The sequence below is a fragment of the Croceicoccus hydrothermalis genome (assembly GCF_022378335.1).
In the GTDB taxonomy this organism is placed as follows: domain Bacteria; phylum Pseudomonadota; class Alphaproteobacteria; order Sphingomonadales; family Sphingomonadaceae; genus Croceicoccus; species Croceicoccus hydrothermalis.
Genome location: NZ_JAIQCI010000009.1, coordinates 81,514 through 106,132, shown reverse-complemented (window position 1 = coordinate 106,132; position 24,619 = coordinate 81,514). Strand labels below are relative to the sequence as shown.

At 62.6% G+C, this 24,619-nt stretch carries 24 protein-coding genes, 2 tRNA genes and 1 pseudogene; 14 read left to right on the top strand and 13 right to left on the bottom strand.

Translation table 11 applies throughout. From position 1 onward, the window contains the following. The coding region (locus K4G67_RS08665; protein ID WP_239805987.1) for an integrase core domain-containing protein at positions 1 to 328 on the top strand (328 nt) is incomplete at its 5' end. After that, positions 329 to 724 (top strand): S1/P1 nuclease, encoded by a 396-nt coding sequence (locus K4G67_RS08660; protein ID WP_239805986.1) that lies wholly within the window; start codon positions 329 to 331, stop codon positions 722 to 724. A 28-nt stretch (positions 725 to 752) separates the two neighbouring features. On the opposite strand, the gene K4G67_RS08655 is transcribed toward K4G67_RS08660, so the two are convergent. The 5 genes and pseudogenes from K4G67_RS08655 to recJ all read right to left on the bottom strand — a co-directional run bounded on the left by K4G67_RS08655 (position 753) and on the right by recJ (position 4,901). Next, positions 753 to 2,516, bottom strand: a complete 1,764-nt coding sequence (locus K4G67_RS08655) for a site-specific integrase (protein ID WP_239805985.1) — start codon at positions 2,514 to 2,516, stop codon at positions 753 to 755. A 33-nt stretch (positions 2,517 to 2,549) separates the two neighbouring features. Then, a pseudogene (locus tag K4G67_RS17755) lies at positions 2,550 to 2,726 on the bottom strand (DUF6538 domain-containing protein); the annotation flags it as partial. 98 nt (positions 2,727 to 2,824) lie between these two features. After that, positions 2,825 to 2,899, bottom strand: a tRNA-Glu gene (locus K4G67_RS08650). Between the two features lie 50 nt (positions 2,900 to 2,949). Then, positions 2,950 to 3,024: transfer RNA gene (locus K4G67_RS08645), tRNA-Glu, on the bottom strand. An 80-nt stretch (positions 3,025 to 3,104) separates the two neighbouring features. Continuing rightward, on the bottom strand, positions 3,105 to 4,901 hold the full coding sequence (recJ, locus tag K4G67_RS08640; RefSeq protein ID WP_239805984.1) for a single-stranded-DNA-specific exonuclease RecJ: 1,797 nt from the start codon (positions 4,899 to 4,901) through the stop codon (positions 3,105 to 3,107). Between the two features lie 120 nt (positions 4,902 to 5,021). On the opposite strand from recJ, the gene K4G67_RS08635 reads away from it, so the two are divergent. The 3 genes from K4G67_RS08635 (at position 5,022) to K4G67_RS08625 (ending at position 6,927) form a co-directional block, all read left to right on the top strand. Beyond that, on the top strand, positions 5,022 to 5,516 hold the full coding sequence (locus K4G67_RS08635) for a flavodoxin family protein (protein ID WP_239805983.1): 495 nt from the start codon (positions 5,022 to 5,024) through the stop codon (positions 5,514 to 5,516). A gap of 118 nt (positions 5,517 to 5,634) precedes the next feature. Continuing rightward, the gene (locus tag K4G67_RS08630) at positions 5,635 to 6,291 is read left to right on the top strand and encodes a hypothetical protein (RefSeq protein ID WP_239805982.1); all 657 of its coding nucleotides are present in this window, start codon (positions 5,635 to 5,637) and stop codon (positions 6,289 to 6,291) included. A gap of 48 nt (positions 6,292 to 6,339) precedes the next feature. Continuing rightward, positions 6,340 to 6,927 carry an AHH domain-containing protein gene (locus K4G67_RS08625; protein WP_275588801.1) on the top strand — a complete coding sequence of 196 codons (588 nt, stop codon included), beginning with the start codon at positions 6,340 to 6,342 and terminating at the stop codon, positions 6,925 to 6,927. On the opposite strand, the gene leuA is transcribed toward K4G67_RS08625, so the two are convergent. The 6 genes from leuA to miaA form a co-directional block, all read right to left on the bottom strand. Then, positions 6,924 to 8,600: a 2-isopropylmalate synthase gene (gene leuA, locus K4G67_RS08620; protein WP_239805980.1), complete on the bottom strand. Its 1,677-nt coding sequence runs from the start codon at positions 8,598 to 8,600 to the stop codon at positions 6,924 to 6,926. The genes K4G67_RS08625 and leuA overlap by 4 nt on opposite strands. Before the next feature lie 333 nt (positions 8,601 to 8,933). Then, positions 8,934 to 9,584, bottom strand: coding sequence for a YceI family protein (locus K4G67_RS08615; protein ID WP_239805979.1), 651 nt, complete (start codon positions 9,582 to 9,584; stop codon positions 8,934 to 8,936). 147 nt (positions 9,585 to 9,731) lie between these two features. After that, a complete protein-coding gene (gene ilvC, locus K4G67_RS08610; RefSeq protein WP_239805978.1) occupies positions 9,732 to 10,751 on the bottom strand; it encodes a ketol-acid reductoisomerase in 1,020 nt (339 codons plus the stop codon). Positions 10,752 to 10,838: 87 nt separating this feature from the next. After that, positions 10,839 to 11,351 carry an acetolactate synthase small subunit gene (gene ilvN / locus K4G67_RS08605; RefSeq protein ID WP_239805977.1) on the bottom strand — a complete coding sequence of 171 codons (513 nt, stop codon included), beginning with the start codon at positions 11,349 to 11,351 and terminating at the stop codon, positions 10,839 to 10,841. Next, positions 11,348 to 13,108, bottom strand: a complete 1,761-nt coding sequence (ilvB, locus tag K4G67_RS08600; RefSeq protein WP_239805976.1) for a biosynthetic-type acetolactate synthase large subunit — start codon at positions 13,106 to 13,108, stop codon at positions 11,348 to 11,350. Before ilvB ends, ilvN begins: the two co-directional genes overlap by 4 nt. Positions 13,109 to 13,217: 109 nt before the next feature. Then, positions 13,218 to 14,201 (bottom strand): tRNA (adenosine(37)-N6)-dimethylallyltransferase MiaA, encoded by a 984-nt coding sequence (miaA, locus tag K4G67_RS08595; RefSeq protein WP_239805992.1) that lies wholly within the window; start codon positions 14,199 to 14,201, stop codon positions 13,218 to 13,220. 28 nt (positions 14,202 to 14,229) lie between these two features. On the opposite strand from miaA, the gene serB reads away from it, so the two are divergent. Then, the gene (gene serB / locus K4G67_RS08590) at positions 14,230 to 15,111 is read left to right on the top strand and encodes a phosphoserine phosphatase SerB (RefSeq protein WP_239805975.1); all 882 of its coding nucleotides are present in this window, start codon (positions 14,230 to 14,232) and stop codon (positions 15,109 to 15,111) included. Here the strand turns inward: serB and purL are convergent. Beyond that, a complete protein-coding gene (purL, locus tag K4G67_RS08585; RefSeq protein WP_239805974.1) occupies positions 15,108 to 17,279 on the bottom strand; it encodes a phosphoribosylformylglycinamidine synthase subunit PurL in 2,172 nt (723 codons plus the stop codon). The two genes, serB and purL, sit on opposite strands and share 4 nt — an antisense overlap. A gap of 118 nt (positions 17,280 to 17,397) precedes the next feature. Between purL and K4G67_RS08580 the strand changes: the two genes are divergently transcribed. The 8 genes from K4G67_RS08580 (at position 17,398) to K4G67_RS08545 (ending at position 23,795) form a co-directional block, all read left to right on the top strand. After that, positions 17,398 to 17,652, top strand: coding sequence for an exodeoxyribonuclease VII small subunit (locus tag K4G67_RS08580; RefSeq protein ID WP_202084818.1), 255 nt, complete (start codon positions 17,398 to 17,400; stop codon positions 17,650 to 17,652). A 25-nt stretch (positions 17,653 to 17,677) separates the two neighbouring features. Continuing rightward, positions 17,678 to 18,577 (top strand): polyprenyl synthetase family protein, encoded by a 900-nt coding sequence (locus K4G67_RS08575; protein ID WP_239805973.1) that lies wholly within the window; start codon positions 17,678 to 17,680, stop codon positions 18,575 to 18,577. A gap of 21 nt (positions 18,578 to 18,598) precedes the next feature. Beyond that, positions 18,599 to 19,114 (top strand): pantetheine-phosphate adenylyltransferase, encoded by a 516-nt coding sequence (coaD, locus tag K4G67_RS08570; RefSeq protein WP_239805972.1) that lies wholly within the window; start codon positions 18,599 to 18,601, stop codon positions 19,112 to 19,114. 129 nt (positions 19,115 to 19,243) lie between these two features. Then, positions 19,244 to 19,981 (top strand): peptidylprolyl isomerase, encoded by a 738-nt coding sequence (locus tag K4G67_RS08565; RefSeq protein WP_239805971.1) that lies wholly within the window; start codon positions 19,244 to 19,246, stop codon positions 19,979 to 19,981. A 72-nt stretch (positions 19,982 to 20,053) separates the two neighbouring features. Beyond that, positions 20,054 to 21,082 (top strand): tRNA preQ1(34) S-adenosylmethionine ribosyltransferase-isomerase QueA, encoded by a 1,029-nt coding sequence (queA, locus tag K4G67_RS08560; RefSeq protein ID WP_239805970.1) that lies wholly within the window; start codon positions 20,054 to 20,056, stop codon positions 21,080 to 21,082. Between the two features lie 36 nt (positions 21,083 to 21,118). Beyond that, on the top strand, positions 21,119 to 22,090 hold the full coding sequence (locus tag K4G67_RS08555; RefSeq protein ID WP_239805969.1) for an ABC transporter ATP-binding protein: 972 nt from the start codon (positions 21,119 to 21,121) through the stop codon (positions 22,088 to 22,090). Then, entirely contained in the window at positions 22,087 to 22,860 is a 774-nt protein-coding gene (locus K4G67_RS08550; protein WP_239805968.1) for an ABC transporter permease, read from the top strand. The genes K4G67_RS08555 and K4G67_RS08550 overlap by 4 nt, the downstream gene beginning before the upstream one ends. A 17-nt stretch (positions 22,861 to 22,877) precedes the next feature. Then, positions 22,878 to 23,795 (top strand): DUF481 domain-containing protein, encoded by a 918-nt coding sequence (locus K4G67_RS08545; RefSeq protein ID WP_239805967.1) that lies wholly within the window; start codon positions 22,878 to 22,880, stop codon positions 23,793 to 23,795. Between the two features lie 4 nt (positions 23,796 to 23,799). On the opposite strand, the gene K4G67_RS08540 is transcribed toward K4G67_RS08545, so the two are convergent. Next, entirely contained in the window at positions 23,800 to 24,558 is a 759-nt protein-coding gene (locus tag K4G67_RS08540; RefSeq protein ID WP_239805966.1) for a TSUP family transporter, read from the bottom strand. Positions 24,559 to 24,619: the final 61 nt, after the last annotated feature.

Genomic DNA, 24,619 nt, shown 5'->3' with positions numbered 1-24,619 from the left:
CTCGTCTGCCATCCTGCGCTGGTCGCAGGAACGGCGCGTCGAGTGGCATTACATCGCGCCGGGCAAGCCGATGCAGAACGGCTTCGTGGAGAGCTTCAACGGCCGTCTGCGCGACGAGTGCCTCAACGAGACCCTCTTCACCTCGCTGGCCCACGCCCGGTTCGTGCTGGCCGCTTGGCGGCACGACTACAACACGGTCAGGCCACACTCGAAACTGGGTGGGAAGACCCCTGCCGAGATCGCCGGCGAACGTGTCTGGGGGCATGCCCCCAGACACGTTGCCATCCCATCAAACATCAATCATGAAGGAGCGAGACTCTACCTCTGAATGGTAACAATCAGGAGAGCACGTCACGGCAATGGCGAGGACCGCGGCGGCAACGATGTGAAGGTCCGCTGGTTCGGCGACGAAACCAACCTGCCTTCGGTTTGGGATAGCCGGCTGATCGACAGCCGGAACCGGTCCTACAGCGAATACGCCCGTTGGCTCGGGCGCGAGATCCAACCAAGCGATGCCATCGCGTGGTGGACCGCCGATCCGCAGGTCTGGATCGCGGAGGGCACGCAGATCCGCGATACGATCTATCCGGCTACGGGAGTAGCCAGTCCGAACCTGAGCTACGCCTATCAATACGAGCATCTCGACACGGCGGAGATGCAACTGAAGCAGAGCGGCGTCAGGTTGGCGGCATACCTTGATAACGTGTTTGCGGATCGTCCATAAGAGGAAATTCGTGATAAAAGTTCAACACTTACTGTCTTAATCTATCCGAATTCGCCTTGGCTTCCTTCAATTTTTTCCAGTCGATAAAATCCACTCGAAGATCTTTCAAAAACATGTATTGAGCCTCGATCGAAACGAGGCCATAATTCTCGCCTACGGTTTTGTTGGCATGGCCTTTAATTGAATTCACGACCCTTAGTGGGATTTTGCTCATTTCCGCGCGATCATTGAATTCATGTCGGGTCGAGTAAAAAACGTATCGCCCATCATCAATGATGACGCGATCGACATAGCGATTGAGCCGACGACTCAGTTCCTTTTTTCCATAAGAGTTTGGACCTGTATCGATGTCGAAGAGTTTATCGTGTCCGGAATTTCGTCTCTCACAAACATACTCGTTAAATCCTATTTCAATGAGTTTATCGTGAATAACTACGTTTCTCTCAGAAGATTCTGTCTTCGTGGATTGGTTTTTTCCTGTTCCAGTAATTCGGATACATGTTGCCTTTCCGGAGAATTTATTTCCAAAGGTTCTTCTAAGATCGATTTCTTCAATATCATCTAATAAGATCTGGCTCATCTCGCCGAGGCGAGGGCCAGCCATCACTCCGAAAAAAAACAACCAATATAACTCGTCCTGAATGACAAGGTTTCCTGGGCGCGTCCGTTTAATATCGGAATGCCCTTCGCAACCTGTAAAGAGAGGTGAGTCGAAAAGAATTTGCATCATCCTTGGAGTAAAAGGAAGGCGAGGTTTTTTCTGCCCCGATCGGGTCTTACTGTATCCAGCAATTTCTATATCAGAAGCAAGGTTTTCTCCGCATTTGGCGTCTTTTTTGATCTTACCTAGAATAGCGGATAAAGAACCAATATCTTTCTTTACTGTGCCAGGTGAAACTCTCGCTGGTTCTGGACCAATTTTTGAAACTTCCCACGCTTCACGAAGAGCACGATGTTCTTCAATTTTCTCACGTAAGGTGATTCCGGCGGCGGTCAGTTTCGCCAATTCGGTTTGTGGTGGCATGTCAGCCAAAAGATCACGAAATTCGAGGATATCGTCGCTCGAAATGTCTGCGATACAAGGGTCGCCGAAAAGGTTGATGTAGCGTTCAACCGAACGGGTCGCCTCGGTTATTGCGGAACGCCCCGGTCGACGTTGTTCCTTCCAGTAGTGTAGTGCCTCGCTAAGCGTTTTCTGCCACTTACTGGATGCAATTTTTGATGATTCCTCGCGGATCGGCGTGACGTTCTTCGGTCCAGTCGAGAGATTCATCGTCGGAGGTTCATTGGCATTGTCTGCGCCCGGGAACGCGAGCGAGGCATTAGCCGACCAGTTGGAAAATGTGTGGTTGCAAAGGCGCTCGAGGAACGCCCTGGCGAGGCTATTGAAGTGCTCGGGCCGGTTGAGCCGAAACCTACCATCGACTGACGACAGGTAGCTCAGAGCGGACCAAACGGGATCGAACATCTCGTTCTGGAGAATCCATGCCGCAAGCTCTCGGTGTATCAAACCGTCCGCACGCCCGGTTCCTTCGATCAGATCGCGACGCGCCGAAAACTCGCTACGCGCGGTATCGTTCGCAAAAGCCTTGATGGGATCGAAAGCAGGAGTGGGTTCGCGAACTAGCGCATCGCCATAAGTCTGGTGTTGGGACTCGTCTGAACGAGACCAACTGTCCACAACATTCGTAGCTATCAGACTGAGACAGGTGGCATAGGCTTTGTCCTTGGATCCCCATTTCGACGCCATTATCGCTAAAGCGCTATCCATTGTAGCAATGGCGCTTTTCACTTCGTCCCGAACGATACCTGCTCGGGCTTCGCGAATGAGAGCGTAGCATTCGGCAGCTCGTTTGAGGCGCATCTCATCAGCTATTGCACGATCCGTAGTTCCGAGTGACTCGGTCCAAGCGGTCTTTCCAATGATATGTCGGACGTCCGCTGGCACGGCCATGCGGAATTGCTCGTATCGCGATTTCGATCGTTTTACCGAATGCGGCATTCGACGTCCCATTTGTAGCACCCCTTTGTAGCACCGGGCGCCTAACGAGACATTGATTTTCCGAGAAATCCCGAAATTTCGGGAGCAAACGCCACCGATGGTGACCCCTACGGGAATCGAACCCGTGTTTCAGCCGTGAGAGGGCCGCGTCCTGACCGCTAGACGAAGGGGCCTTGCCGACCGGCGGCAGGGCCGCGAGGGGTCGGAAATATCTGTGCACCGGTGGTGACCCCTACGGGAATCGAACCCGTGTTTCAGCCGTGAAAGGGCCGCGTCCTAACCGCTAGACGAAGGGGCCACGTCCGGTGCAGGCCGCGCAATTACGAAGGATGAGCCGGGCGGTCAAGGGCCAATTGCGAAGAAACGCAATTTTCTTTTCTAACCGGCCCAGGCGGCGTCCTCAATATGCAATTCGACCGCGGGAACCCGCCCCCAGTCATCGATTTTCGCACGTCCGGCGAGCCATACCCGGCGCCCGGTCGCGCCGTGGAGCAACGCCTGCCCAAGGTCGCTTTCCTCCGCGCGAAAGGCGATGCCCTTGAAGCGGGCGCCGTCCGCGCCCGCCGCGATGATGCGCACATGGCCGTTGCCCACCACATCCGCCTTCACCAGCCTCACCGGCCCGACCGCGACGCGGGGGGAGGGCCAGCCGACGCCATAAGGGCCCGCGCTTTCGAGCGTATCGACAAGCGCGGGCTGCAATCCGCCGGGCGCAAGCGAGAGGTCGATCGTCGTCGTTTGCGAGGTCCGCGCACGCTCCACATCGCGGGACAGGCGCTCGTCGAGGAAATCGCGGAATGCGTCCAGTTTCTCCGCCGCGATGGTCAGCCCCGCCGCCATCGCGTGGCCGCCGCCCTGCATCACGAGACCCGCATCGCGCGCGGCGATAACGGCGGCGCCGATATCGACGCCGGGGATCGAGCGGCCCGAACCCTTGCCGATCAACACGCCGTCGTCGTCATCCTGCATCGCGATGATGAGCGCGGGGCGGCCGGCCTTTTCCTTGATGCGGCCCGCGACGATCCCGATGACGCCGGGATGCCAGCCGTGCCCCGCGATCACCACCACCGCACGATTATGCTGCGCGGCGAGCTGTTGCTCTGCGGCCTCCTGCACCTCGGCCTCGACCGCGCGCCGCTCCTCGTTCAGCATGTCGAGCCGGTCGGCGATTTCGGCGGCCTCCTCCGGATCCTCGGTGGTCAGAAGGCGCACGCCCAGCGTGGATTCGCCGATGCGGCCCGCAGCATTGATGCGTGGGCCAAGCGCAAAACCAAGGTCGCTGCACACCGGTGCACGCTTCAACCGGCTCGCGTCGATAAGCGCGGACAGCCCGACATTCTGCCGCCGCGCCATGATCTTCAGCCCCTGCGCAACGAAGGCCCGGTTCAACCCGTGGAGCGCCGCCACATCGGCCACCGTGCCGAGCGCCACGAGATCGAGCAGCGCCATCAGGTCGGGCTCGGCACGTTCGGCGAAATAGCCGCGCGCGCGCAATTTGCGCACCAGCGCGACCGCGAGCAGGAACGCAACGCCCACCGCGGCGAGGTGCCCGTGCGCCGCCGCCTCGTCGCATTCGTCCAGCCGGTTGGGGTTCACAAGCGCGGCGGCGCGCGGCAGGACGCTGCTGCATTTATGGTGATCCACGACGATGACATCGACGCCCGCCTCGCGCGCCATGTCGAGCGCCTCATGCGCCATGGCGCCGCAATCGACGGTGACGACAAGGCTGCTGCCCTGTTCGCCGAGCCGAACAAGCGCCTCTCCCGATGGGCCATATCCTTCGAGCAGACGATCGGGAATGTAATGACCGGGATCTGCGCCGAGCATCCTCAGGACCCGGATCATAAGCGCCGCGCTGGTCGCGCCATCCACGTCGTAATCGCCGTAGATCGTCATCGCCTCGCGTGCGAGCACCGCCTGCGCCAGCCGGTCCGCCGCGTTTTCCATGTCGGCGAAAATCGCCGGATCGGGAAGGAATCCCCGCATCGTCGGGGAACGATGCCGGTCCATATCCTCCACCGACACGCCGCGCGACAAGAGCAGCTGCGTCACCAGTTCCGCAGAGCCTGCCTCGTCCGGTGCGGCGCAATCGACATTGCCCCCGCGCCACCGCCATGCGCGACCCGAAAGAGAGTGTTCGACGCCGCAGACGTAACCATTGGTAAGAATTGCCATGCCAGTGGATTACAGCAATGCCGGTGCGAGCGAAATCATGCTATGGCCGGACGGGATAAATTATTGTTCTGCCAACGGCGCCGCGAGGGCGTCCTTTCGATAATTCAAGGTGATGCGCAGATGACGACGAACCCGGATGCGCCATTGCTGATCGTCTGGCACAGCCGCACCGGCGCGGCCGAGGCGATGGCCGATGCCGCGTCGATAGGCGCGAACGGCGATGCTCGGGTCTTGCGGGCAAGCGATGCGCGGCCGGACGACATGCTCAGTGCAAAGGCGTATATTTTTGCGTGCCCGGAAAATCTCGCCACCATGTCGGGCATGATGAAGGAGTTTTTCGACAGGTGCTATTACCCCGTGCTCGGCCGGATCGAGGGGCGGGCCTATGCAACCGCCATTTCGGCGGGGTCGGACGGGGAGGGCGCCACACGGCAGATCGACCGCATCGCGAAGGGATGGAGGCTGAAACGTGTGGCCGACCCGCTCATCGTGAATTGCGAGGCGCAGGATGCGGCCGCCATCCTCGCGCCCAAGACGATCGCAGAGGAACAGCTCGCGCGATGTGAAGAACTTGGCGCCGCGATGGCCGAGGGGTTGCGATTGGGCATATTCTGATCTGCGAAAGGGGATGATCGCGCAGAATCTGAACCATTATGGACATGTATGTAAACTAATCTCGACCTGGGGGCGGGTATGTCGTTAGCGACTATAATTCGCAACAAAGGTTAAAGCCATGTCTGATCGGAAGGCGCGCTCGTCACCGGAGATTGAAACGATCAACGAAAACGGACTCATGATCTTCTTCGACCCAGACCGGACCGACATATCCTCGCTTCCCCCCGCGGTGGCGGGGCTGATGTCGCCCGTGTCGATGGGGCAAAGCGCCTGCGTGCATCCGCGCTACCTTTTCGGGGTTGATGGCACGACCTTGTCGAACGCGGTCTGCTTCCTGCTCAAATCCGAAAACGAGGGGCTGAACGGACTGCGCGATCAGGTCGCGGCGGCATTGCGCATTTCGGACACGGCGGGATGCCTCGCGGTCGGGTGGGCGCGTGCGCGTACCGCGATGGGCGTCGGCTATTTCCGCAAGGTCGCGCAGAGCTGGCTCGACGGGGGGGCGTTTCCGGCGCTCGGTCTGACGGCGCTTCACCTCGACGAAAACGGCTTCATGCAAAGCGTGGGGGTGCGCGCGCTGACTGGTTGGGAGGTGGCCGTGGCCCCGGCACCGGGGATGAGCAATGCGCAGCAGGCAAAAGTCGCGTCGCGTTTCGTCGATCACATCATCCGCGAGGGTCTTTCGGACGACGAAACGCTAGTCGAAATCGATGGCATTGGAAAATTCCGCGTCCAGCCGAAGCGGGATTATAACATTGTTTACTTATTGCGATAATATCCGGTTAAGATAAGCCTTTGCGTATCGCAGAAGCAGGAGATTATCTTGGGATATGAGCAGTGGTCGCAGCCAGCTCCAGATTGCCGGAGTGGGATTTCATTTGGACGTGTCAATCGTCCGTCGAACCCGGGATTCAGATCCGGGTGGCAGAAACATCATCTGCTCCCACGGCAATTGTCGGGTATTTCTTCGCTTGCGCCGTTCTGGACGGCCATGCGCAGACATGGGGTATCCATTGACGATTTCCATTTCAACGGTGTCCTGCTCCCCGCCACCGAAACCATCGCGGCAAAGGAAAACCTGCCGCTCCACCGCGGTCCGCACCGGGAATACAGTGATGCCGTCGGCGAGCGTGTCGGTGCGATCGAATCGTCCTGGGCCAAGGGGCAGTCGCGGCCGGCTCTCGCCGATTGCGAAGCGGCGGGCCGGTTGCGGCTTCTGCAAAAAGCCTTGCGCCGGCGTCTGTCCCGCGAAGGGAATTCGCCGCTCACGCTGAACCGTCGCGATCCGATTGGGCACGGGATCGATTTCGGAACACTCGACGCGATGGCAGAGCAGCTTTGGAACGACACCGCATACGAGGATCCGCCGCGCGAAATCGCGACCATCCCCGTATGCGGAAAGGTCGGCTAGGCCGAAACGGCGGAATTCCCGGCGCTCAGAATGGCGCGTACGCTTGCGGTCGCGACATCCTCGTCGATGCCGACGCCCCATATCGTTCGACCGTCCTTCGTCATGCACTCGACATAGGCGGCCGCACGGGCGTCCGACCCTTTCGACAGGGCATGTTCGCTGTAATCGAGCACGTCGAGCGCGACGTCGAAGCTTTCGCGCAAGGTTGCCACGACCGATGAGATGAGGCCGTTGCCCCGGCCCGATACGCTGCGTTCCTTGCCCGCTACGGCGATGGTTCCGGCAAAGGTCCGCGTGCCGTCGGCGGCGCGCGATTCCTCGTAATCGACGAGGTGGAAATGGCGGGGGCGCGACAGGTGATATTCGCTGCGGAAGGCGTCCCAGATGTCCTGTGCGGTGACTTCCTGTTTCTTTTCGTCGGCAAGCCTTTGCACCGCCTTCGAAAAATGCGCCTGCATCCGCTTGGGCAGTTTCAGCCCGCGATCCTGCTCCAGCACCCAGGCGAAACCGCCCTTGCCGCTTTGCGAATTGACGCGGATGACCGCCTCGTAATTGCGGCCAAGATCGGCGGGGTCGATCGGCAGGTATGGCACGCGCCAGCTTTCGTCGTTCTGACGTTCGTGCGCCTCGAATCCTTTTTTGATCGCGTCCTGATGACTGCCCGAAAACGCGGTGAAGACCAGTTCACCGCCATAGGGGTGACGTTGATGGACGGGAATCCGGTTGCAATATTCGACCGTTTCAATGACCGCGTCGATGTCGGAAAAATCGAGGCCGGGGTCGACACCCTGCGTGTACATGTTGAGCGCCATCGTCACGAGACAGCAATTGCCCGTGCGCTCGCCATTGCCAAAGAGGCAGCCTTCGATCCGGTCCGCCCCCGCCATCAGGCCAAGCTCCGCCGCGGCGACGCCGGTGCCGCGGTCGTTATGGGTGTGCAGGCTGACGACGACGCTGTCGCGGCGGGGGATATTGCGGCAGAAATACTCGATCTGGTCGGCGTAGATGTTCGGCGTCGAGGCCTCCACCGTGGCGGGGAGATTGAGGATGAGCGGACGCTCCGGCGTGGGTTGCAAGACGTCCATCACCGCTTCGCAGCACGCGATGCTGAAATCGAGTTCGGCGGTCGAGAATGTCTCGGGCGAATATTGGAAATGCCAGTCGGTGTCCGGACGCTTCGCCGCTTCGTCGCGCATGATTTTCGCGCCGGTGACGGCGATTTCGCGCACCTCGTCCTTCGTCATGCGAAACACGATGTCACGCCACGCGGGCGACACGGCATTGTAGAGGTGCACGATCGCGGCACGCGCCCCGTCGAGGCTTTCGAAACTGGTGCGAATGAGATCCTCACGCGACTGCGTCAGCACCTGGACCAGCACGTCGTCGGGGATGCGTCCATTTCGGACCAGACCCTGAATGAAGTCGAACTCGGTCGCGCCGGCGGCGGGAAAGCCGATTTCGATCTCCTTCAATCCGACCGAAAGCAGCAAGTCGAAAAACCGGTTCTTCTTCACGCTGTCCATCGGATCGATCAGCGACTGATTCCCGTCGCGCATATCGGTCGAAAGCCAGCGTGGCGGCTGTTCGATGATGGCCGAGGGCCAGGTGCGATCGTCGAGGGCGACAGGCGGAAACCGGCGATATTTGGCCGAAGGGTCGGAAAGCATGGGCATGGGAAATCTCTACTGCGATGGCGCCGTGTCGGTGGCGCTGGACTGCGGCGATGGTTCGTGTCGTTCCCCCGGGCGATGCACGCCGCCCGCAGGCAACGCGAATGTCACGCCCGAGGGCGCGTAAGTCGCAGGAGCAGGCCGATGGCCGTAAAGGTCTTAATGCCGTTCATCACCGCCCCTATGGGCACGCGGCACCGGATTGTCCAGACCGAAAAGAGGATTGATCGTGGCGGTCGCACACCCAATTGTTGCGCAGCCTCGGGAATGCGGCAAACAATCATGGCGTGAGGACCGGCCCCGGCCGTATCGAGGCAGGAGCCGGCCCGCAGCGGGTTACTGTTTCTCGAAAGCGGCCGAAATATCGAGCACCACCTCGTCCGAGACGAGCGGCAGCGCCGTGTCGATCCCGAATTGCGAGCGCAGAATGGTCGCGCGCCCTTCGAAGCCGATGGTCTCCGCCTTGCTCATCGGATTGGCGCCGGCGCCGGTGAACTGGGCGGCGATGACGATGGGATTGGTGTGGCCGTTCATCGTGAGATTGCCGGTGATCATCGCCTCGGTCGGGGTGTTGCCCATCGTAACCGAGGTGGAACGGAACACGGCCATGCCCGGATTGGGGCCAAAGAAATCGGGCTCGCCGCCGTCCTGCCCCGGCCGGAGGAGGTGATCGCGCAGACCTTCGCTTACCACCGCGACGCTCGTGATCGGGATGCTGATTTCGACTTCGGCCGCGGTGGGATTGGCGGGGTCGATGGCAAGCGTGCCCTCCGCATCGCCGAACAGGCCGAAGTAATCGTTGAAACCGAAGTGATTGACGGTCCAGCCGACAATGGTGTGAGCAGGATCGGTCGCATAGGTGCCGGCGGTGACGCGGCTTACGTCGGCAACACCGGGGAGCTGCGGTTCTTCGTGATGGTCGGCGATTGCGGGGACGGCGAGCGCGGCGGTCAGCGCGGCGAGCGGAGCGAGATAGGCAAGACGCATGATGTCGGGTTCCTTCGGGTTTTACGTTGCGGCAGGATGGCCGTATTGCCATTCATTCGCAAGTCATCAGGCATGAAACGCAAACGAAACCCCCGCACGGTGCGGGGCCGTACGGGGTTTCGTTACCTGGCTGCTCGGGGGAGAAGATCAGTTTTTGTCCTTGTCCACCAGCTTGTTCGCGCCGATCCACGGCATCATCGCACGCAGTTGTGCGCCGGTCTTTTCGATGGGATGCGCCTCGGCCCGCTTGCGCGAGGCTTTCAGCTCGGGCTGCCCGGCGCGGTTGTCGAGGACGAAGTTCTTCACGAAACGGCCCGACTGAATATCGTCGAGAACGCGCTTCATCTCCGCCTTCGTCTCGTCCGTGATGATGCGCGGGCCGGTGACGATGTCGCCATATTCGGCGGTGTTGCTGATGGAATAGCGCATGTTGGCGATGCCGCCTTCGTAAAGCAGATCGACGATCAGCTTCGTTTCGTGGAGGCATTCGAAATAGGCCATTTCGGGGGCATAGCCTGCCTCGACAAGCGTTTCGAAACCGGCCTGGATGAGATGGGTGATCCCGCCGCACAGCACGGCCTGCTCGCCGAACAGGTCGGTTTCGCATTCCTCGCGGAAATTGGTCTCGATAATGCCCGAACGGCCACCGCCGACCCCGCTCGCATAGGCGAGCGCCACGTCATGCGCGTTTCCGGTCGCGTCCTGATGCACCGCGATGAGGCAGGGCACGCCGCCGCCGCGCTTGTACTCGCTGCGCACGGTGTGGCCGGGGCCCTTGGGCGCGATCATGATGACGTCGATGTCCTTGGGCGGTTCGATCAGGCCGAAATGCACGTTCAGCCCGTGCGCGAATGCGAGCGCGGCGCCTGCCTTCATGTTGCCGGCAATGTCGTCGTTCCAGATCGCGGCCTGATGTTCGTCGGGGGCGAGGATCATCACGATGTCGGCCCATGCGGCGGCCTCGGAATTGTTCATCACCTTGAAACCGGCGTCGTCTGCCTTCTTGCGCGTGGCGGACCCTTCGCGAAGGGCGATGGCGACATCTTTCACGCCCGAATCGCGCAGGTTCTGCGCATGGGCGTGGCCCTGGCTGCCATAGCCGACGATCGCGATCTTCTTGTCCGCAATCAGGTTGGTGTCGCAATCGGCGTCGTAATAGACTTTCACTACTGGTTCCTTCTGTGGTTGGTTTGCGTCGCGCCCGCAGGCGCCGTCGTCCGGATGGTATCGAAAAAGGATGTTGTCGAAAAAGGGTCAGTCGATGCCGCGCATCATGCCCACGATACCGGTGCGCCCCACCTCGACCAGGCCCAGATCGCGCATCAAGGCGACGAAGCTGTCGATCTTCTCCGGCGCGCCGGTAATTTCGAAGATGAAGCTTTCGGTCGTGGAATCGACGACCTTGGCGCGGAACACATCGGCAAGGCGCAATGCCTCGACCCTGTTGTCACCCTTGCCCGCCACCTTCACGAGCGCGAGTTCGCGTTCGACATGCGGGCCAAGCTCGGTGAGGTCGTCGACCTTGTGCACGGGGATGAGCCGGCCCAGCTGCGCATGGATCTGATCGATCACCTTGGGCGGGCCGTGGGTCACGATGGTGATGCGGCTGATCTCGTGATCTTCGGAAATATCGGCGACGGTCAGGCTGTCGATATTATATCCGCGCGCGGTGAAAAGACCGGCGATCTTGGCCAGGATGCCGCTTTCATTGTCGACCGTGATGGCGAGAACGTGGCGTTCGGACGGACGGGTGTCGAGATCGGTCATACCGCGGCCCTCGCTTCTTCGGTGACGGCGGCGGGCGCTTCGTCCCCGTAAAGCAGCATGTCGGTGTGCGCCGCGCCGGAACGGAACATCGGCAGGCAATTGGCCAGCTTCGCAACGCGGCAATCGACGATGACGGGGCCGTCATGGGCAATCATCGCCTCGATCCCGGCGTCGAGTTCGGCGGGGTCGTCGATGCAGATACCCTTCCAGCCGTAAGCCTCCGCCAGTTTCACGAAATCGGGCAGCGATTCCGAATAGCTGTTGGAGTAGCGGCTTTCATAGGTCAGCTCCTGCCACTGACGGACCATGCCCATGAATTCGTTGTTCAGCACGAAGACCTTGACGGGGAGGCGATACTGGCTCGCCGTGCCCATCTCCTGAATGTTCATCTGGATCGATGCCTCGCCCGCGATGTCGATGACCAGCGCGTCGGGATTGCCGATCTGCGCGCCGATTGCGGCGGGCAGGCCATAGCCCATCGTGCCGAGCCCGCCACTGGTCAGCCATTTGTTCGGCTCGAAGAAATGGAAATGCTGCGCAGCCCACATCTGATGCTGGCCGACCTCGGTGCTGATGATCGGATCGCGATGCCGGGTCAGCTCGAACAGGCGTTCGATCGCATGCTGCGGCATGATCTCGCTATCCGAAGCGGGATATTCCAGCGAATGACGCGCGCGCCACCCCTCGATCCGGGCATACCATTCGGACAGGTCCTGCGGCGCCTTGCCGGTATCGCGCCACCGGTCGATCATCTGTTGCAGGACGCGTGCGCAATCGCCGACGATGGCAAGGTCGACCTCCACCGTCTTGTTGATGGAGGATCGGTCGATGTCGATGTGGATCTTGGTCGCATCGGGTGCGAAATCGTCGATCTTGCCCGTGACGCGGTCGTCGAAACGCGCGCCGACGCACAGGATGAGATCGGCGCGGTTCATCGTCATGTTCGCTTCATACGTGCCATGCATGCCGAGCATGCCGAGCCACGCCGGATGTTGCGCCGGGAAGCTGCCCAGCCCCATCAGCGTGGAGGTCACGGGCGCGCCGCTCATCTCCTGCAATTCGCGCAGAAGGCGCGATGCCTCCGGCCCGGAATTGATGACCCCGCCGCCGGTATAGAGCACAGGCGCGTGCGCCGCGGACAGAAGCTCGACCGCGCGGGCGACCGCGTCATCGGCGCCGAGCGAGGCCGGAACGTAGCGGCGACGGGCGGCGCGCATTTTCGGTTCGGAATGGGCGGCGGGCTGTTCGGCGACCTGCACGTCCTTGGGTATGTCGATCACGACGGGGCCGGGGCGGCCGGTGGTCGCGATCTGGAACGCCTCCTCGACCGTGGCGGCGAGGTCGGCGGGGTCCTTCACCAGATAGTTATGCTTGGTGCAATGACGCGTGATGCCGACGGTATCGGCTTCCTGAAAGGCGTCGGTGCCGATCATCGCGGTCGCGACCTGTCCCGAAAGGACGACCATGGGTATCGAATCCATGAACGCATCCGCGATCCCCGTGACCGCATTGGTCGCACCGGGGCCGGATGTCACGAGCACGACGCCCGGCTTTCCAGTGGAACGCGCGTAACCCTCCGCCGCATGGGCGGCGCCGGCCTCGTGGCGGACGAGGATGTGACGGATGCGCGGATCGTTGAACAGCGCGTCATAGATGGGAAGCACCGCGCCGCCGGGATAGCCAAATACCACTTCGACACCCTGCGCAACGAGGCTGTCCATCAATGTTTCGGCGCCGGTGCGGCTGGTCACGTGCATTCTCCATCACTCGAACAAATTCGTTCGCCTAAAACATCAGGCCCGGACGCATATCGTCCGGGCCCCATGTGAAAACGTTCGATGGGCGGCTGCTAAGTGAAATGTAATGTCATGTCAAGCCCAAGCTACGCAATATAATTGCGAAATTACCGTCCATGCTGTTCGAATCCCAGTCGAGCCGGGTCCAATCGGCGGGGGGTTGGTGCCGGAACCAGGTGAATTGCCGCTTGGCATAGCGGCGAGTCGCCTGCGCGCCTGCGGCGATCGCTTCCTCCCGCGTCCAATCCCCCCGCAACCATGCGGCAATTTCGGGGACGCCGATGGCGCGCATGACAGGCAGCCCGGGGTCCAGCCCGCGAGACAGCAGCCCCTCGACCTCCGCGACGGCGCCGTTGTCCATCATCATCGCGAAGCGACGGTCGCAACGCGCGAACAATTCCTCGCGGTCGGGAAGGAGCACGAATGCGGAGAGCGCGACCCGGCCCCCGATGCCGCCGGCCTTGCGCTCCTGCCACTGGCGCAGCGGCACCCCGGTGGAGCGCACCACCTCCAGCGCGCGCGCCACCCGCGTCGTGTCGGCGGAGGCGAGGCGGGCGGCGGCCTCCGGATCCTCGCGCAGGAGCGCGGCATGGGCGTCGGCGACGGCAAGGGCGCGCACTGCGGTGCGAATGGCGGGGTCGATGGCGGGAACAGGGGCGATGCCGTCGATCAGGCTGCGCAGATAGAGCCCCGTGCCCCCGACGAGGATGGGCACGACGCCGGAGCCATGCGCCGCATCGATCTCGTGTCGCGCCGCTTCGGCCCAATCCGCGGCGGAGCATGGGTTCGCCCCGTCCCATGCGCCGAACAACCGGTGTTCGATGCCGCCCATCTCGTCCGCCGACGGACGGGCCGACAGCACGCGCAAGTCGGCATAGACCTGCGCGCTGTCGGCATTGATGATGACGGCCCGGGTTCCGTGACGCGCCGCGGCCTGCGCGAGTGTGACGGCGCAATCGCTCTTGCCGCTGGCCGTCGGTCCTGCGATGAGCATGAGCGGCGGCTTGCCATCGTGCGTTTCGCCGCCGGAATGGCCGCCAACCGGACGGCACATGCCAACATGATCTGCGGAGTTCGAAGCCTTGCTCATTGCCCGATTGATAGCAGACAGCGCGAAACTGGAAACCGGCATCGACACCGCGGCGGCGAAGCTGGCCGAGCGCGGCTGGACGATCGCGGGTGCGCAGATGATGGATTTCTGCGGCGACGTCCTTCAGATTTCCCTGCCCGAGGGTGAGCCATCGGCGGTCGCGGCCATTCTCGACCAATCTTTCGGCCCGTGCGATCTGTTGATGTCGGACCGCCCGATCGAGGTGCCGCATCTCCTGGTATCCGACATGGATTCCACCATGATCGGGCAGGAATGCATCGACGAACTCGCCGATTTTGCCGGATTGAAGGACGAGATTTCCACCATTACCGAGCGGGCCATGCGCGGCGAACTGGATTTCGAGGCGGCACTGACCGAACGTGTCGGGCTGTTGACCGGATTGGCGGAGGATACCATCGCGCAATGCCTGGCCGAGCGGATCGAGCCGGTTCGCGGCGCACGCAAGCTGGTGCAGACGCTTCGGTCGCGCGGGGCCCATACGGTGTTGGTCACCGGTGGTTTCCACAGTTTCGCCGACCCGGTGGCGGCCATGATCGGATTTGAACGGGTGGTTGGCAATCGGCTCGCCATCGCGGACGGGCAACTGACCGGAAAGCTTGCCTCCGCCATCGTGGATTCGGGGGTGAAGGCGCGGACCTTGCGCGAGGAGATGGACCGGCTCGGCGATAATGCGCGCAGCCTCGCGATGGGGGACGGCGCGAACGACATTCCGATGCTGGAGGCTGCCGATTACGGCATCGCCTATCGCGCGAAGCCGAAGGCGCGCGAGGCGGCCAATGGCTGGATCGAGCGCGGCGATCTTACCGCCGTGCTCGAACTGTTCGACATTCCCAAGGATGAATGGGTCGACTAACCCGCCATCCAGTCGCGGAAAAAGCTGTCATGCGCATCGCGCAGCGCGGCGAGTGAAACACCCGCAACCGCGTCGCCGCCCACCGTCCCGATGCGCACCGCATCCGGCAATGTCGCATCGGACGCGATCGTGACGATGTATCGGCCCTGATCCTCGGCAAACGCCCGCGCGGCGTCGAGCGGGGCATCGAGCGTGCAGCCAAGCCCGCCCGCCATCGCCATTTCGGCAAGCGCGACAAGCAATCCCCCATCGCTCACATCATGGACGGCACTTGCGATGCCATCGGCGATGGCCTCGCGCACCGCGGCGCCATTGCGGGCCTCTGCGGCGAGATCGACACGCGGCGCATCGCCCGCCGTGCGCCCGTGAATCTCGCGCAGCCAGACGGACTGACCAAGGTCGGTGCCTTCGCCGCCGACAAGCCAGATGGCATCGCCTTCGTTCCGGAACGCGATGGTCGCCATGCTCGAAAGATCGTCGAGCAGTCCCACCCCGCCGATCGCCGGGGTGGGCAGGATCGCGCTGCCGCCACCGGTCGCCTTGCTCTCGTTGTAAAGGCTGACATTGCCGGAGACGATCGGGAAATCGAGCGCGCGACACGCATCGCCCATCCCGTTCAGGCAACCGACGAATTGCGCCATGATCTCGGGCCGCTGCGGATTGCCGAAATTGAGGCAATTGGTCACCGCGAGCGGCCGCGCGCCCACCGCACACAGATTGCGATAGGCCTCGGCAATGGCCTGTTTGCCGCCTTCGTACGGATCGGCATAGCAGTAACGCGGGGTGCAATCGGTCGTCATGGCCAACGCCTTGTCCGTGCCATGCACGCGCACCACTGCCGCATCGCCGCCCGATTTCTGCATCGTGTCGGCGCCGACCTGCGAATCGTATTGCTCCCATATCCAACGGCGGGAGGCGAGGGCAGGCGTACCCATGAGGCGCAGCAGGTCCGCGCCCACGTCGCTTTCGGGGATATGGCCGAGCGGGGCCACATCGGCCCATGCCCTGTATTCGGCGTCCGACACGAAGGGGCGCTCATATTCCGGCGCATCGTCGGCAAGCGGGCCGAGCGGGATGTCGCACACCGTTTCCCCACCGAAGGTCAGCTCCATCCGCTGCGTATCGGTGACCTCGCCGATGATCGCGAAATCCAGCTCCCACTTGCGGAAGATCGCCTCCGCCTCGGCCTCACGCCCGGGTTTGAGGACCATGAGCATGCGCTCCTGGCTTTCGGACAGCATCATCTCGTACGGCGTCATGCCATCCTCGCGGCAGGGCACGGCATCCATGTCGAGCCGGATGCCGGTCTTGCCATTGGTGGCCATCTCGACGCTGCTGCTGGTGAGGCCGGCGGCGCCCATGTCCTGAATTGCGACGATGGCATCCGTCGCCATCAGTTCCAGGCACGCCTCGATCAGCAGCTTTTCCACGAAGGGATCGCCCACCTGCACGGTGGGGCGTTTTTCCTCGATGTCGTCGCCGAAATCGGCGCTCGCCATGGTGGCGCCGTGAATGCCGTCGCGCCCCGTCTTCGACCCGACATAGACGATCGGATTGCCCACGCCCGTCGCGGCGGAGTAGAATATCCTGTCCGCATCGGCGACGCCCACCGTCATCGCGTTGACGAGGATATTTCCATCATAGGCGGGATCGAAATTCGTCTCCCCGCCCACGGTCGGCACGCCGACGCAATTGCCGTATCCGCCGATGCCGGCAACGACGCCCTGCACCAGATGCTTCATCTTCGGGTGATCGGGCCGCCCGAAACGCAGCGCGTTCATGTTGGCGACCGGGCGCGCGCCCATCGTGAACACATCGCGCAGGATCCCGCCGACGCCTGTCGCCGCGCCCTGATACGGCTCGATATAGCTGGGGTGGTTGTGGCTTTCCATCTTGAAGATCGCCGCCAGCTTCGTCCCGTCCGGCCCGGCGCCGATGTCGATGACGCCCGCGTTTTCGCCCGGTCCGCAGATGACCCAGTCCGCCTCGGTCGGAAGCTGCTTCAGGTGAAAGCGGCTGCTTTTATAACTGCAATGTTCCGACCACATGACGGAGAATATGCCGAGTTCGACCAGATTGGGCTCACGGCCGAGCGCTGTGAGCACGCGCTGATATTCTTCGGTGGAAAGGCCATGGGCCTCGACGACGTCGGGAGTGATTTCAGCCATGCGCCGCGCCTTAGCCACGCCGCGCGCCGACTGCCAGCATTTTTGCCGGGCTTTCGACACCCGGTTCCTCGATCCGCAGGCTTGACCGTGACGCCGCGCCCCGCCAAAGCTGCGCGCCATGGACGAGGGCAACGACGATATCGCCGCGCTGAGCTACGAGCAGGCGCTCAAGCAGCTTGAGGATACGGTCCGCAAGCTGGAAAGCGGGGAAGCCGGGCTCGACGAATCGATCGCGCTTTACGGGCGCGGCGAAAAATTGCGCAAGCATTGCCAGTCGCGGCTCGACGCGGCGCAGGCCCGGATCGAGGCGATTGTCGCGGATGCGGAGGGAAAGCCGACGGCGACCCGCCCGTTTGACGAGGCGCAGGGTTGACCATGGCGATGTCGGGCCGGCCCGCGTGACGGACATCAGCAACAGCCTTTCGGGCGCACTGTCCCGCATCGCAGGCGAGGTCGATGCCTGTTTCGATGCGATGCTGCCGGTGCCGGACGACGCGCGCAAGCGGCTGATCGAGGCGATGCGCTATGCCGCGATCGGCGGGGGCAAGCGGGTGCGCCCGCTGCTGTGTGTCGCGGTTGCGGAAATGTTCGGCGTGTCGCGCGATGTCGCGGTGCGCGTGGGCTGCGCGATCGAGGCGATCCACGCCTATTCGCTGGTGCATGACGATCTGCCGTGCATGGACGACGACGATCTGCGCCATGGAAAGCCGACGGCGCATCGCGCCTTCGACGTGGGCACGGCGGTGCTGGCGGGCGATTCGCTGCATGCCCTGGCGTTCGAAATTCTGGGCGCGCCCGACATCGTGACCGACCCGATCCTTCGCGCCGAGCTGATGATGACGCTGGCGGGGGCTAGCGGGTCGGCCGGCATGGCCGGCGGGCAGATGATGGATATCGTCGCCGAAGAGCAAAGCTTCGACTTGCCGACGGTGACGCGCTTGCAGCAGCTCAAGACCGGGGCCTTGCTCGGCGCGTCTGTGGAAATGGGCGCGATCCTGGGCCGGGTGCCGGTGGATGCGCGCACCCCGCTCAGGCTCTATGCGCATGACATCGGCCTTGCGTTTCAGATCGCGGACGATCTGCTCGATCACGAAGGCGACGAGGCGCTTGCCGGAAAGGCGCTGCGCAAGGATGCGAATGCGGGCAAGGCGACGTTCGTGTCGCTGCTCGGCGCCGAACGCGCGCGCGAACAGGCGCAGGCGCTGATCACGCAGGCGATCGGCCATCTCGCCGTTTACGACCACGAGGCGGATCTTCTGCGCGCATTGGCGCAATTCGTTATCGAACGAAAACAATAAGGGCCGGGGGAGGCCGAAACGATGAGTGAACCAAGAACCGGAGTCTATCCCGGCACGTTCGATCCGATCACCCGCGGCCATTGCGATATTATCCGCCGCGGGGCAAAGCTCGTCGACCGGTTGATCATCGGTGTCACCACCAACCCGTCGAAGAACCCGATGTTCAGCCCGGCCGAGCGTATCGGCATGGTCGAGCGCGAGATCGCGGCCATGGGGATCGACAATGTGAGCGTGGTCGGATTCAATGCCCTGCTCATGAAATTCGCCGAGACGCAAGGTGCCACGGTCATCGTGCGCGGCCTGCGCGCCGTCGCGGATTTCGAGTATGAGTATCAGATGGCGGGCATGAATCAGCAGCTCAACGATACGATCGAAACCATCTTCCTGATGGCCGATGTCTGCCTTCAGCCGATCGCGTCGAAGCTGGTGAAGGAGATCGCCTGGTTCGGCGGCGATATTTCCCCTTTCGTAAGCGATCACGTGCGGGGCGAGGTCGTTGCCCGCGTCGCGCGCGACGGGCAGAAGGGCGATTATTGACAGCGAAACCGGGCGGCGATGTGGCGGCTGGCGTTGCGGGCGCCTGAACCGGGAATATTCATTGTATCGTCAGCATCGCGCCTCTAACCGCAAGCTTTCCCAATGCGTCGATACAGGAACGACACTGCAATGAAATTTCGCATGCTGACCGGTCTGGGCATGGCCACGTCCCTGTTCGCGGCCGCCCCCGCCACGGCGCAGGACGCCGCGCCAGATACAGCGTCGCAGGAAGCACCCGCGCAGGCATCGGGCACCGACCGGCCCGCCATTGCGCCGGCGATCGGCCCCACCTATTTTCAGATCGAAACGGATGCGAGCGTCGATCCCGACAATGTCCTGCTGCTCGACCTGTCGAATGGCGGGCGGGTGACCATCCGCCTGAAACCCGAATGGGCGCCGAACCATGTCGAACGGATAAAGACGCTGACCCGCGAAGGGTTTTACGACGGCATCATCTTTCACCGCGTGATCGACGGTTTCATGGCACAGACCGGCGACCCGACGGGCACCGGCAATGGCGGTTCCTCGCTCCCCGATCTGAAGTCGGAATTCAACCGCGTGCCCCATTTGCGCGGCACGGTATCGATGGCGCGCACGCAGGATCCCGATTCGGCCAATAGCCAGTTTTTCATCGTGTTCTATCCGCGCATGGCGCTCGACCGGGATTATACCAATTTCGGGCGCGTCATCGGCGGCATGGAATATGCCGACGCGATCAATCGCGGCGAACCGCCCGCCAATCCGACACGCATCGTACAGGCCTCTCTCGGCAGCGAGAACGCACCGCGCCCGGCGATCAACACCGCGCCCACGAGCGACGTGACCGCCGACATGTTGAACGCCCCGGTGGCGGACGCAAACGAATAAGCGTCGGCGCCAGGGTCCGTTTTTCGAAATCCGGCGCTTTGCAATAAGGCGCACCCGGCCTAAGGGCGCGCCATGCGTGTCGACCTTTTCGATTTCGAACTTCCGCCCGAAAACATAGCGCTGCGCCCGGCGCGGCCGCGCGATGCCGCGCGCATGCTCGTCGCGGAGGGTGCCGCCGGGATCCGCGATGCAGGCGTCCGCGATCTTCCTGCCGTATTGCGGCGCGGGGACGTGCTGATCTTCAACGACACGCGCGTCATTCCCGCCCGGCTCGAAGGTTATCGCGGGGAGGCTCGCATCGGCGCCACGCTGCACAAGCGGGTGGACCTGCGCCGGTGGCAGGCCTTCGTCAAGAATGCGAAGCGCCTGCGCGAAGGAGACGAGATCCGCTTTCCCGCCGAGGTGACCGCGACTGCGGAAACCCGCCACGACGACGGCAGCTGGACGCTTTGTTTCGCGGGCGAGGAGCCGGTCGAGGTGCTGCTCGAACGTGCGGGAACCATGCCCTTGCCGCCCTATATCGCGGGCAAGCGCGGCACGGATGCGCAGGACCGGCGCGATTATCAGACCATGTTCGCGCAAAAGGACGGGGCCGTCGCCGCACCGACCGCCGCTCTGCATTTCACGCCGGAGCTTATCGCCGCGCTTGACGATGCGGGCGTGGGCCGTGAAACGCTGACGCTGCATGTGGGGGCGGGCACTTTTCTTCCGGTAAAGGCCGACGACACCGCCGACCACGCCATGCATTCGGAATGGGGCCGGATCGATGCGGCGACGGCGGACCGGCTGAATGCGGTGCGCAGCGCGGGCGGGCGCGTGATTTCGGTCGGCACGACGTCGCTGCGCGTGCTGGAAAGCGCGACGGGGGACGACGGCATTATCCGCCCGTTCGAGGGGGATACCGACATCTTCATCACGCCGGGCTATCGCTTTCGCGCAATCGATGGCCTTATGACGAATTTCCACTTGCCCAAGTCGACGCTGTTCATGTTGGTGAGCGCATTGATGGGGCTGGACCGGATGCAGGCGATTTACGCGCACGCCATTGCGCAACGTTACCGGTTCTACAGCTATGGCGATGCCTCGCTTCTCATTCCCTGACTTGTAATGCGCCGGTTGCGGCCCCACTAAGCGGACGTGGCTGACATTCTGAAAATTCGCGGGCTGACGAAGCAATACGCGGGGCGCGGCGGCGCTCCTGCGGTAAAGGCTCTGGACAATGCCGACCTTACCATACGCCGGGGCGAGATTTTCGCGCTGCTCGGCCCCAATGGCGCGGGCAAGACCACGTTGATCGGGGCGGTGTGCGGAATGGTGCGGCCGACATCCGGGCGCATCGTCGCATTCGGGCACGACATGGCCGACGACTGGCGCCGGGCGCGGGCGAAGATCGGGCTGGTTCCGCAGGAGCTGGGCTTTGACATGTTCGAAACCGTGGGCCGGTCCATTGCCTATTCCCGCGGGCTTTTCGGCGCGCCGGCGGACCCGGACCGGATCGAGGCAGTGCTGCGGTCCCTCCAACTATGGGACAAGCGGGACGCACAGATCCGCACGCTTTCGGGCGGGATGAAGCGGCGCGTGCTCATCGCAAAGGCGCTGTCACATGATCCGGATCTTTTATTCCTCGACGAGCCGACCGCGGGTGTCGATGTGGAACTGCGCCGCGACATGTGGCGGCTCATCGCGCAATTGCGGGACAATGGCACGACGATCATCCTCACCACCCATTATATCGAGGAGGCCGAGGAAATGGCCGACCGGGTCGGCGTGATCGACAAGGGGCGCATCCTGCTCGTTGATGAAAAGGATGCGATGATGGCCCGGCTCGGCCGGACCGAGGCGCGCTTTACTCTTGCCGAACCGATGCGCGACGTTCCCGGGGCACTGGACCGTTTCCCCGTGACGCTCGCCGACGGGGGCACGGTGCTGTGCTATCGCGGCGGCGACGGATCGGGCAAGGGCAAGCAGGAGGTGGCCGAACTCGCCCGCACGCTCACCATCGAGGGAATCGTGTTCACCGCGCTCGATCAGAAGGAATCCAGCCTGGAGGATATCTTCGTCGATCTCGTCCAGAATGAAGAAGACATCTCCGAAGGGCAGGACGCATGAACGCCGGTTTCAACGCACGCGGCGCACTCGCCATCTATCGCAATGAATTATACCGGGCATGGCGGGCCGTGTTCGGCACGATCGTGTCGCCGGTCATCACCACCTGTCTGTACTTCGTCGTGTTCGGCGCGGCGATCGGCGGGCGGATGAACAATGTCGGCGGCGTGGATTACGGCGCCTTCATCGTGCCGGGCCTGCTCCTGCTCACGCTTTTGTCCGAAAGCACGTCCAATGCCAGTTTCGGCATCTACATGCCGCGCTTTACCGGCTCGATTTACGAATTGCTGTCGGCTCCGGTGGGGGTGGGCGAAACGCTCATCGGCTTTATCGGGGCGGCGGTGACGAAATCGCTTATTCTCGCCGCGATCATCCTCGCGACCGCGACGATCTTCGTCGATTACCGGATCGAGCATCCGCTGCTGGCCTTCGGTTTCATCATATTGGTGGCCTGCGCCTTTTCGCTGTTCGGGTTCATCCTTGGCCTGTGGGCCGAAGGGTTCGAAAAATTGCAGATGGTTCCGCTGCTTGTCCTCACCCCGCTGACCTTCCTCGGGGGCACGTTCTATTCGATCGACATGCTGGCCGAACCGTGGCGAACCATCGCGCTGTTCAACCCGGTCGTCTATCTGGTGAGCGGGCTGCGCTGGACCTTTTATGGCGAGGCGGATGTCAGCATTGGCGTCGCGGCGGGGCTGACCCTGGCGTTCCTCGCGCTTTGCATCGCGATCATCGCGTGGATCTTCAAGACCGGTTGGCGTCTGCGCGACTGATTGGTAAGCGCGCTGGCATGAAGATTGCTGCCGCACCGCTGATCCTCGCCACCGCCATGCTGCCCGCACCGGCCCATGCCGCGTTGCCCGACGGTGTGCGCGCCATGGTGGAGGCGGCGATCGCGACGGGCGACCTTGCAAAGGTGGAAACGGTGGTCGAACTCGCGCGGCAGACCCACCCGGCCGACACGCGTGAGATCAACACGCTGTATCAGGAGTTTCAGGATCGCCGCCGCACGCGCCTTGCCGAAGAGCAGCGGCGCAAGGAAAAGGCGATCCGCAACGCCCATCTCTTCGATTACTGGAAAGGGAAGGGTGAGGTCGGCGCATTCCGGTCAACCGGGAACACGCGCAATACGGGGTTTACTGGCGCGCTGTCACTCGAACGTGTGGGGATCGACTGGCAGCACCGGATCGCCGCCCGCGTCGATTATCAGCGCAGTTCGGGCAATACCACGCGCGAACAATATCGCGCATCGTATGAACCCAATTACAATTTCTCCGAAAAAGGCTTCGTATTCGGTCTGTTCCAGTATGAGCGCGACCGGTTTCAGGGATTTACCTCGCGCTATTCCGCGTCTGGCGGGGTGGGGTATCGCGTGTTCGAACGCGACGGGCTGCAATTGTCGGTGAAGGGCGGGCCGGCGCTGCGTTCGGCAGAGCTCGTGCCGGAGGGGAACGAACGCTTCATTGCGGCGCTAGGGGCGATGGACCTCGACTGGCAGGTGACCGAGGTTATCGGCGTGACGCAGGAGGCCAACATGTTCCTGCGCTCCGGTAACAGCAGTTTCAACACGCTGAGCGGGGTGGAAGCGGGGATCGGCGACGGGCTGAAGGCGCGGCTGTCCTATTCGTTGCAACATGAAACCGGGCCGCCGGATGGCGCGCTCAAGACAGACACGCTTTCGCGTTTCACGCTGATCTACGATTTTTAAGCGATCAGCCGGAAAACCAGTCCCATACCAGCCGCGCCGTCAGTGCGATGCTGATCACCACGAGCAGCGGCCGGATCAACTTCGCCCCGTGTTTCACCGCGAAGTGCGAACCGATCCAGGAGCCGGTCATCGAACCCACCGCCATGCTCAGCCCGACAGCCCAGATGACCTTGCCACCGAACGCGAACAGCAGCACGCTGGCAAGATTGGTCAGCATGTTGAAAAGCTTTGCATTCGCCGTCGCCCGCGTCAGCCCTTCGCCGCGCAATCCGACCTGCGATGCGGCAAAGAAGCTGCCCGTTCCAGGACCGAAGAACCCGTCGTAGAACCCGATCCCCGTCGCCACCGGCGCATAACCCCGCCGCGACAGGCGCTCCTGCGAAGGAACGTCGTCCATGCGCGGGGAAAGCAGCACGTAGAGCGCGACCGCCATCAGGAACAGCGGCACGATGAGTTGCAGCACCGCCGGCGAGATCCGCTGCACCATGAACGCGCCCAATGCCGCGCCCGCAAACGCCAGCAAGGCCAGCCATTTTTCGTGTCGCCAGTCGACGAGCCCGGCCTTCGTATAGTTGCGGAACGCCATGGTGGTGGCAAAGATCGACTGCGTCTTGTTCGTGCCGAGCGCCAGTTGCGGCGGCAGCCCAGCAAACAGCAGCGCAGGCACCGTGATAAGCCCGCCGCCGCCCGCGATCGAATCGATAAAGCCGGTGAGCACCGCGACAAGGGCGAGGGCCGCAATGACCCATAGTTCGAGTTCCATGCCATGCGCCTTAGCGTAATCGTGCCGTCTGTGAACCCATTGCGCAGAGAAGGCGGCGCAA

Bases quoted from the DNA above. Each gene is read 5' to 3' on its own strand.
- K4G67_RS08540 (WP_239805966.1), bottom strand. From the start codon at position 24,558: ATGGAACTCGAACTATGGGTCATTGCGGCCCTCGCCCTTGTCGCGGTG.
- K4G67_RS08660 (WP_239805986.1), top strand. From the start codon at position 329: ATGGTAACAATCAGGAGAGCACGTCACGGCAATGGCGAGGACCGCGGC.
- ilvN (WP_239805977.1), bottom strand. From the start codon at position 11,351: ATGACCGATCTCGACACCCGTCCGTCCGAACGCCACGTTCTCGCCATC.
- ilvB (WP_239805976.1), bottom strand. From the start codon at position 13,108: ATGCACGTGACCAGCCGCACCGGCGCCGAAACATTGATGGACAGCCTC.
- K4G67_RS08550 (WP_239805968.1), top strand. From the start codon at position 22,087: ATGAACGCCGGTTTCAACGCACGCGGCGCACTCGCCATCTATCGCAAT.
- leuA (WP_239805980.1), bottom strand. From the start codon at position 8,600: ATGCCCATGCTTTCCGACCCTTCGGCCAAATATCGCCGGTTTCCGCCT.
- K4G67_RS08635 (WP_239805983.1), top strand. From the start codon at position 5,022: ATGACGACGAACCCGGATGCGCCATTGCTGATCGTCTGGCACAGCCGC.
- coaD (WP_239805972.1), top strand. From the start codon at position 18,599: ATGAGTGAACCAAGAACCGGAGTCTATCCCGGCACGTTCGATCCGATC.
- K4G67_RS08615 (WP_239805979.1), bottom strand. From the start codon at position 9,584: ATGCGTCTTGCCTATCTCGCTCCGCTCGCCGCGCTGACCGCCGCGCTC.
- K4G67_RS08565 (WP_239805971.1), top strand. From the start codon at position 19,244: ATGAAATTTCGCATGCTGACCGGTCTGGGCATGGCCACGTCCCTGTTC.
- K4G67_RS08630 (WP_239805982.1), top strand. From the start codon at position 5,635: ATGTCTGATCGGAAGGCGCGCTCGTCACCGGAGATTGAAACGATCAAC.
- recJ (WP_239805984.1), bottom strand. From the start codon at position 4,901: ATGGCAATTCTTACCAATGGTTACGTCTGCGGCGTCGAACACTCTCTT.
- K4G67_RS08545 (WP_239805967.1), top strand. From the start codon at position 22,878: ATGAAGATTGCTGCCGCACCGCTGATCCTCGCCACCGCCATGCTGCCC.
- miaA (WP_239805992.1), bottom strand. From the start codon at position 14,201: ATGTGCCGTCCGGTTGGCGGCCATTCCGGCGGCGAAACGCACGATGGC.
- K4G67_RS08580 (WP_202084818.1), top strand. From the start codon at position 17,398: ATGGACGAGGGCAACGACGATATCGCCGCGCTGAGCTACGAGCAGGCG.
- queA (WP_239805970.1), top strand. From the start codon at position 20,054: ATGCGTGTCGACCTTTTCGATTTCGAACTTCCGCCCGAAAACATAGCG.
- purL (WP_239805974.1), bottom strand. From the start codon at position 17,279: ATGGCTGAAATCACTCCCGACGTCGTCGAGGCCCATGGCCTTTCCACC.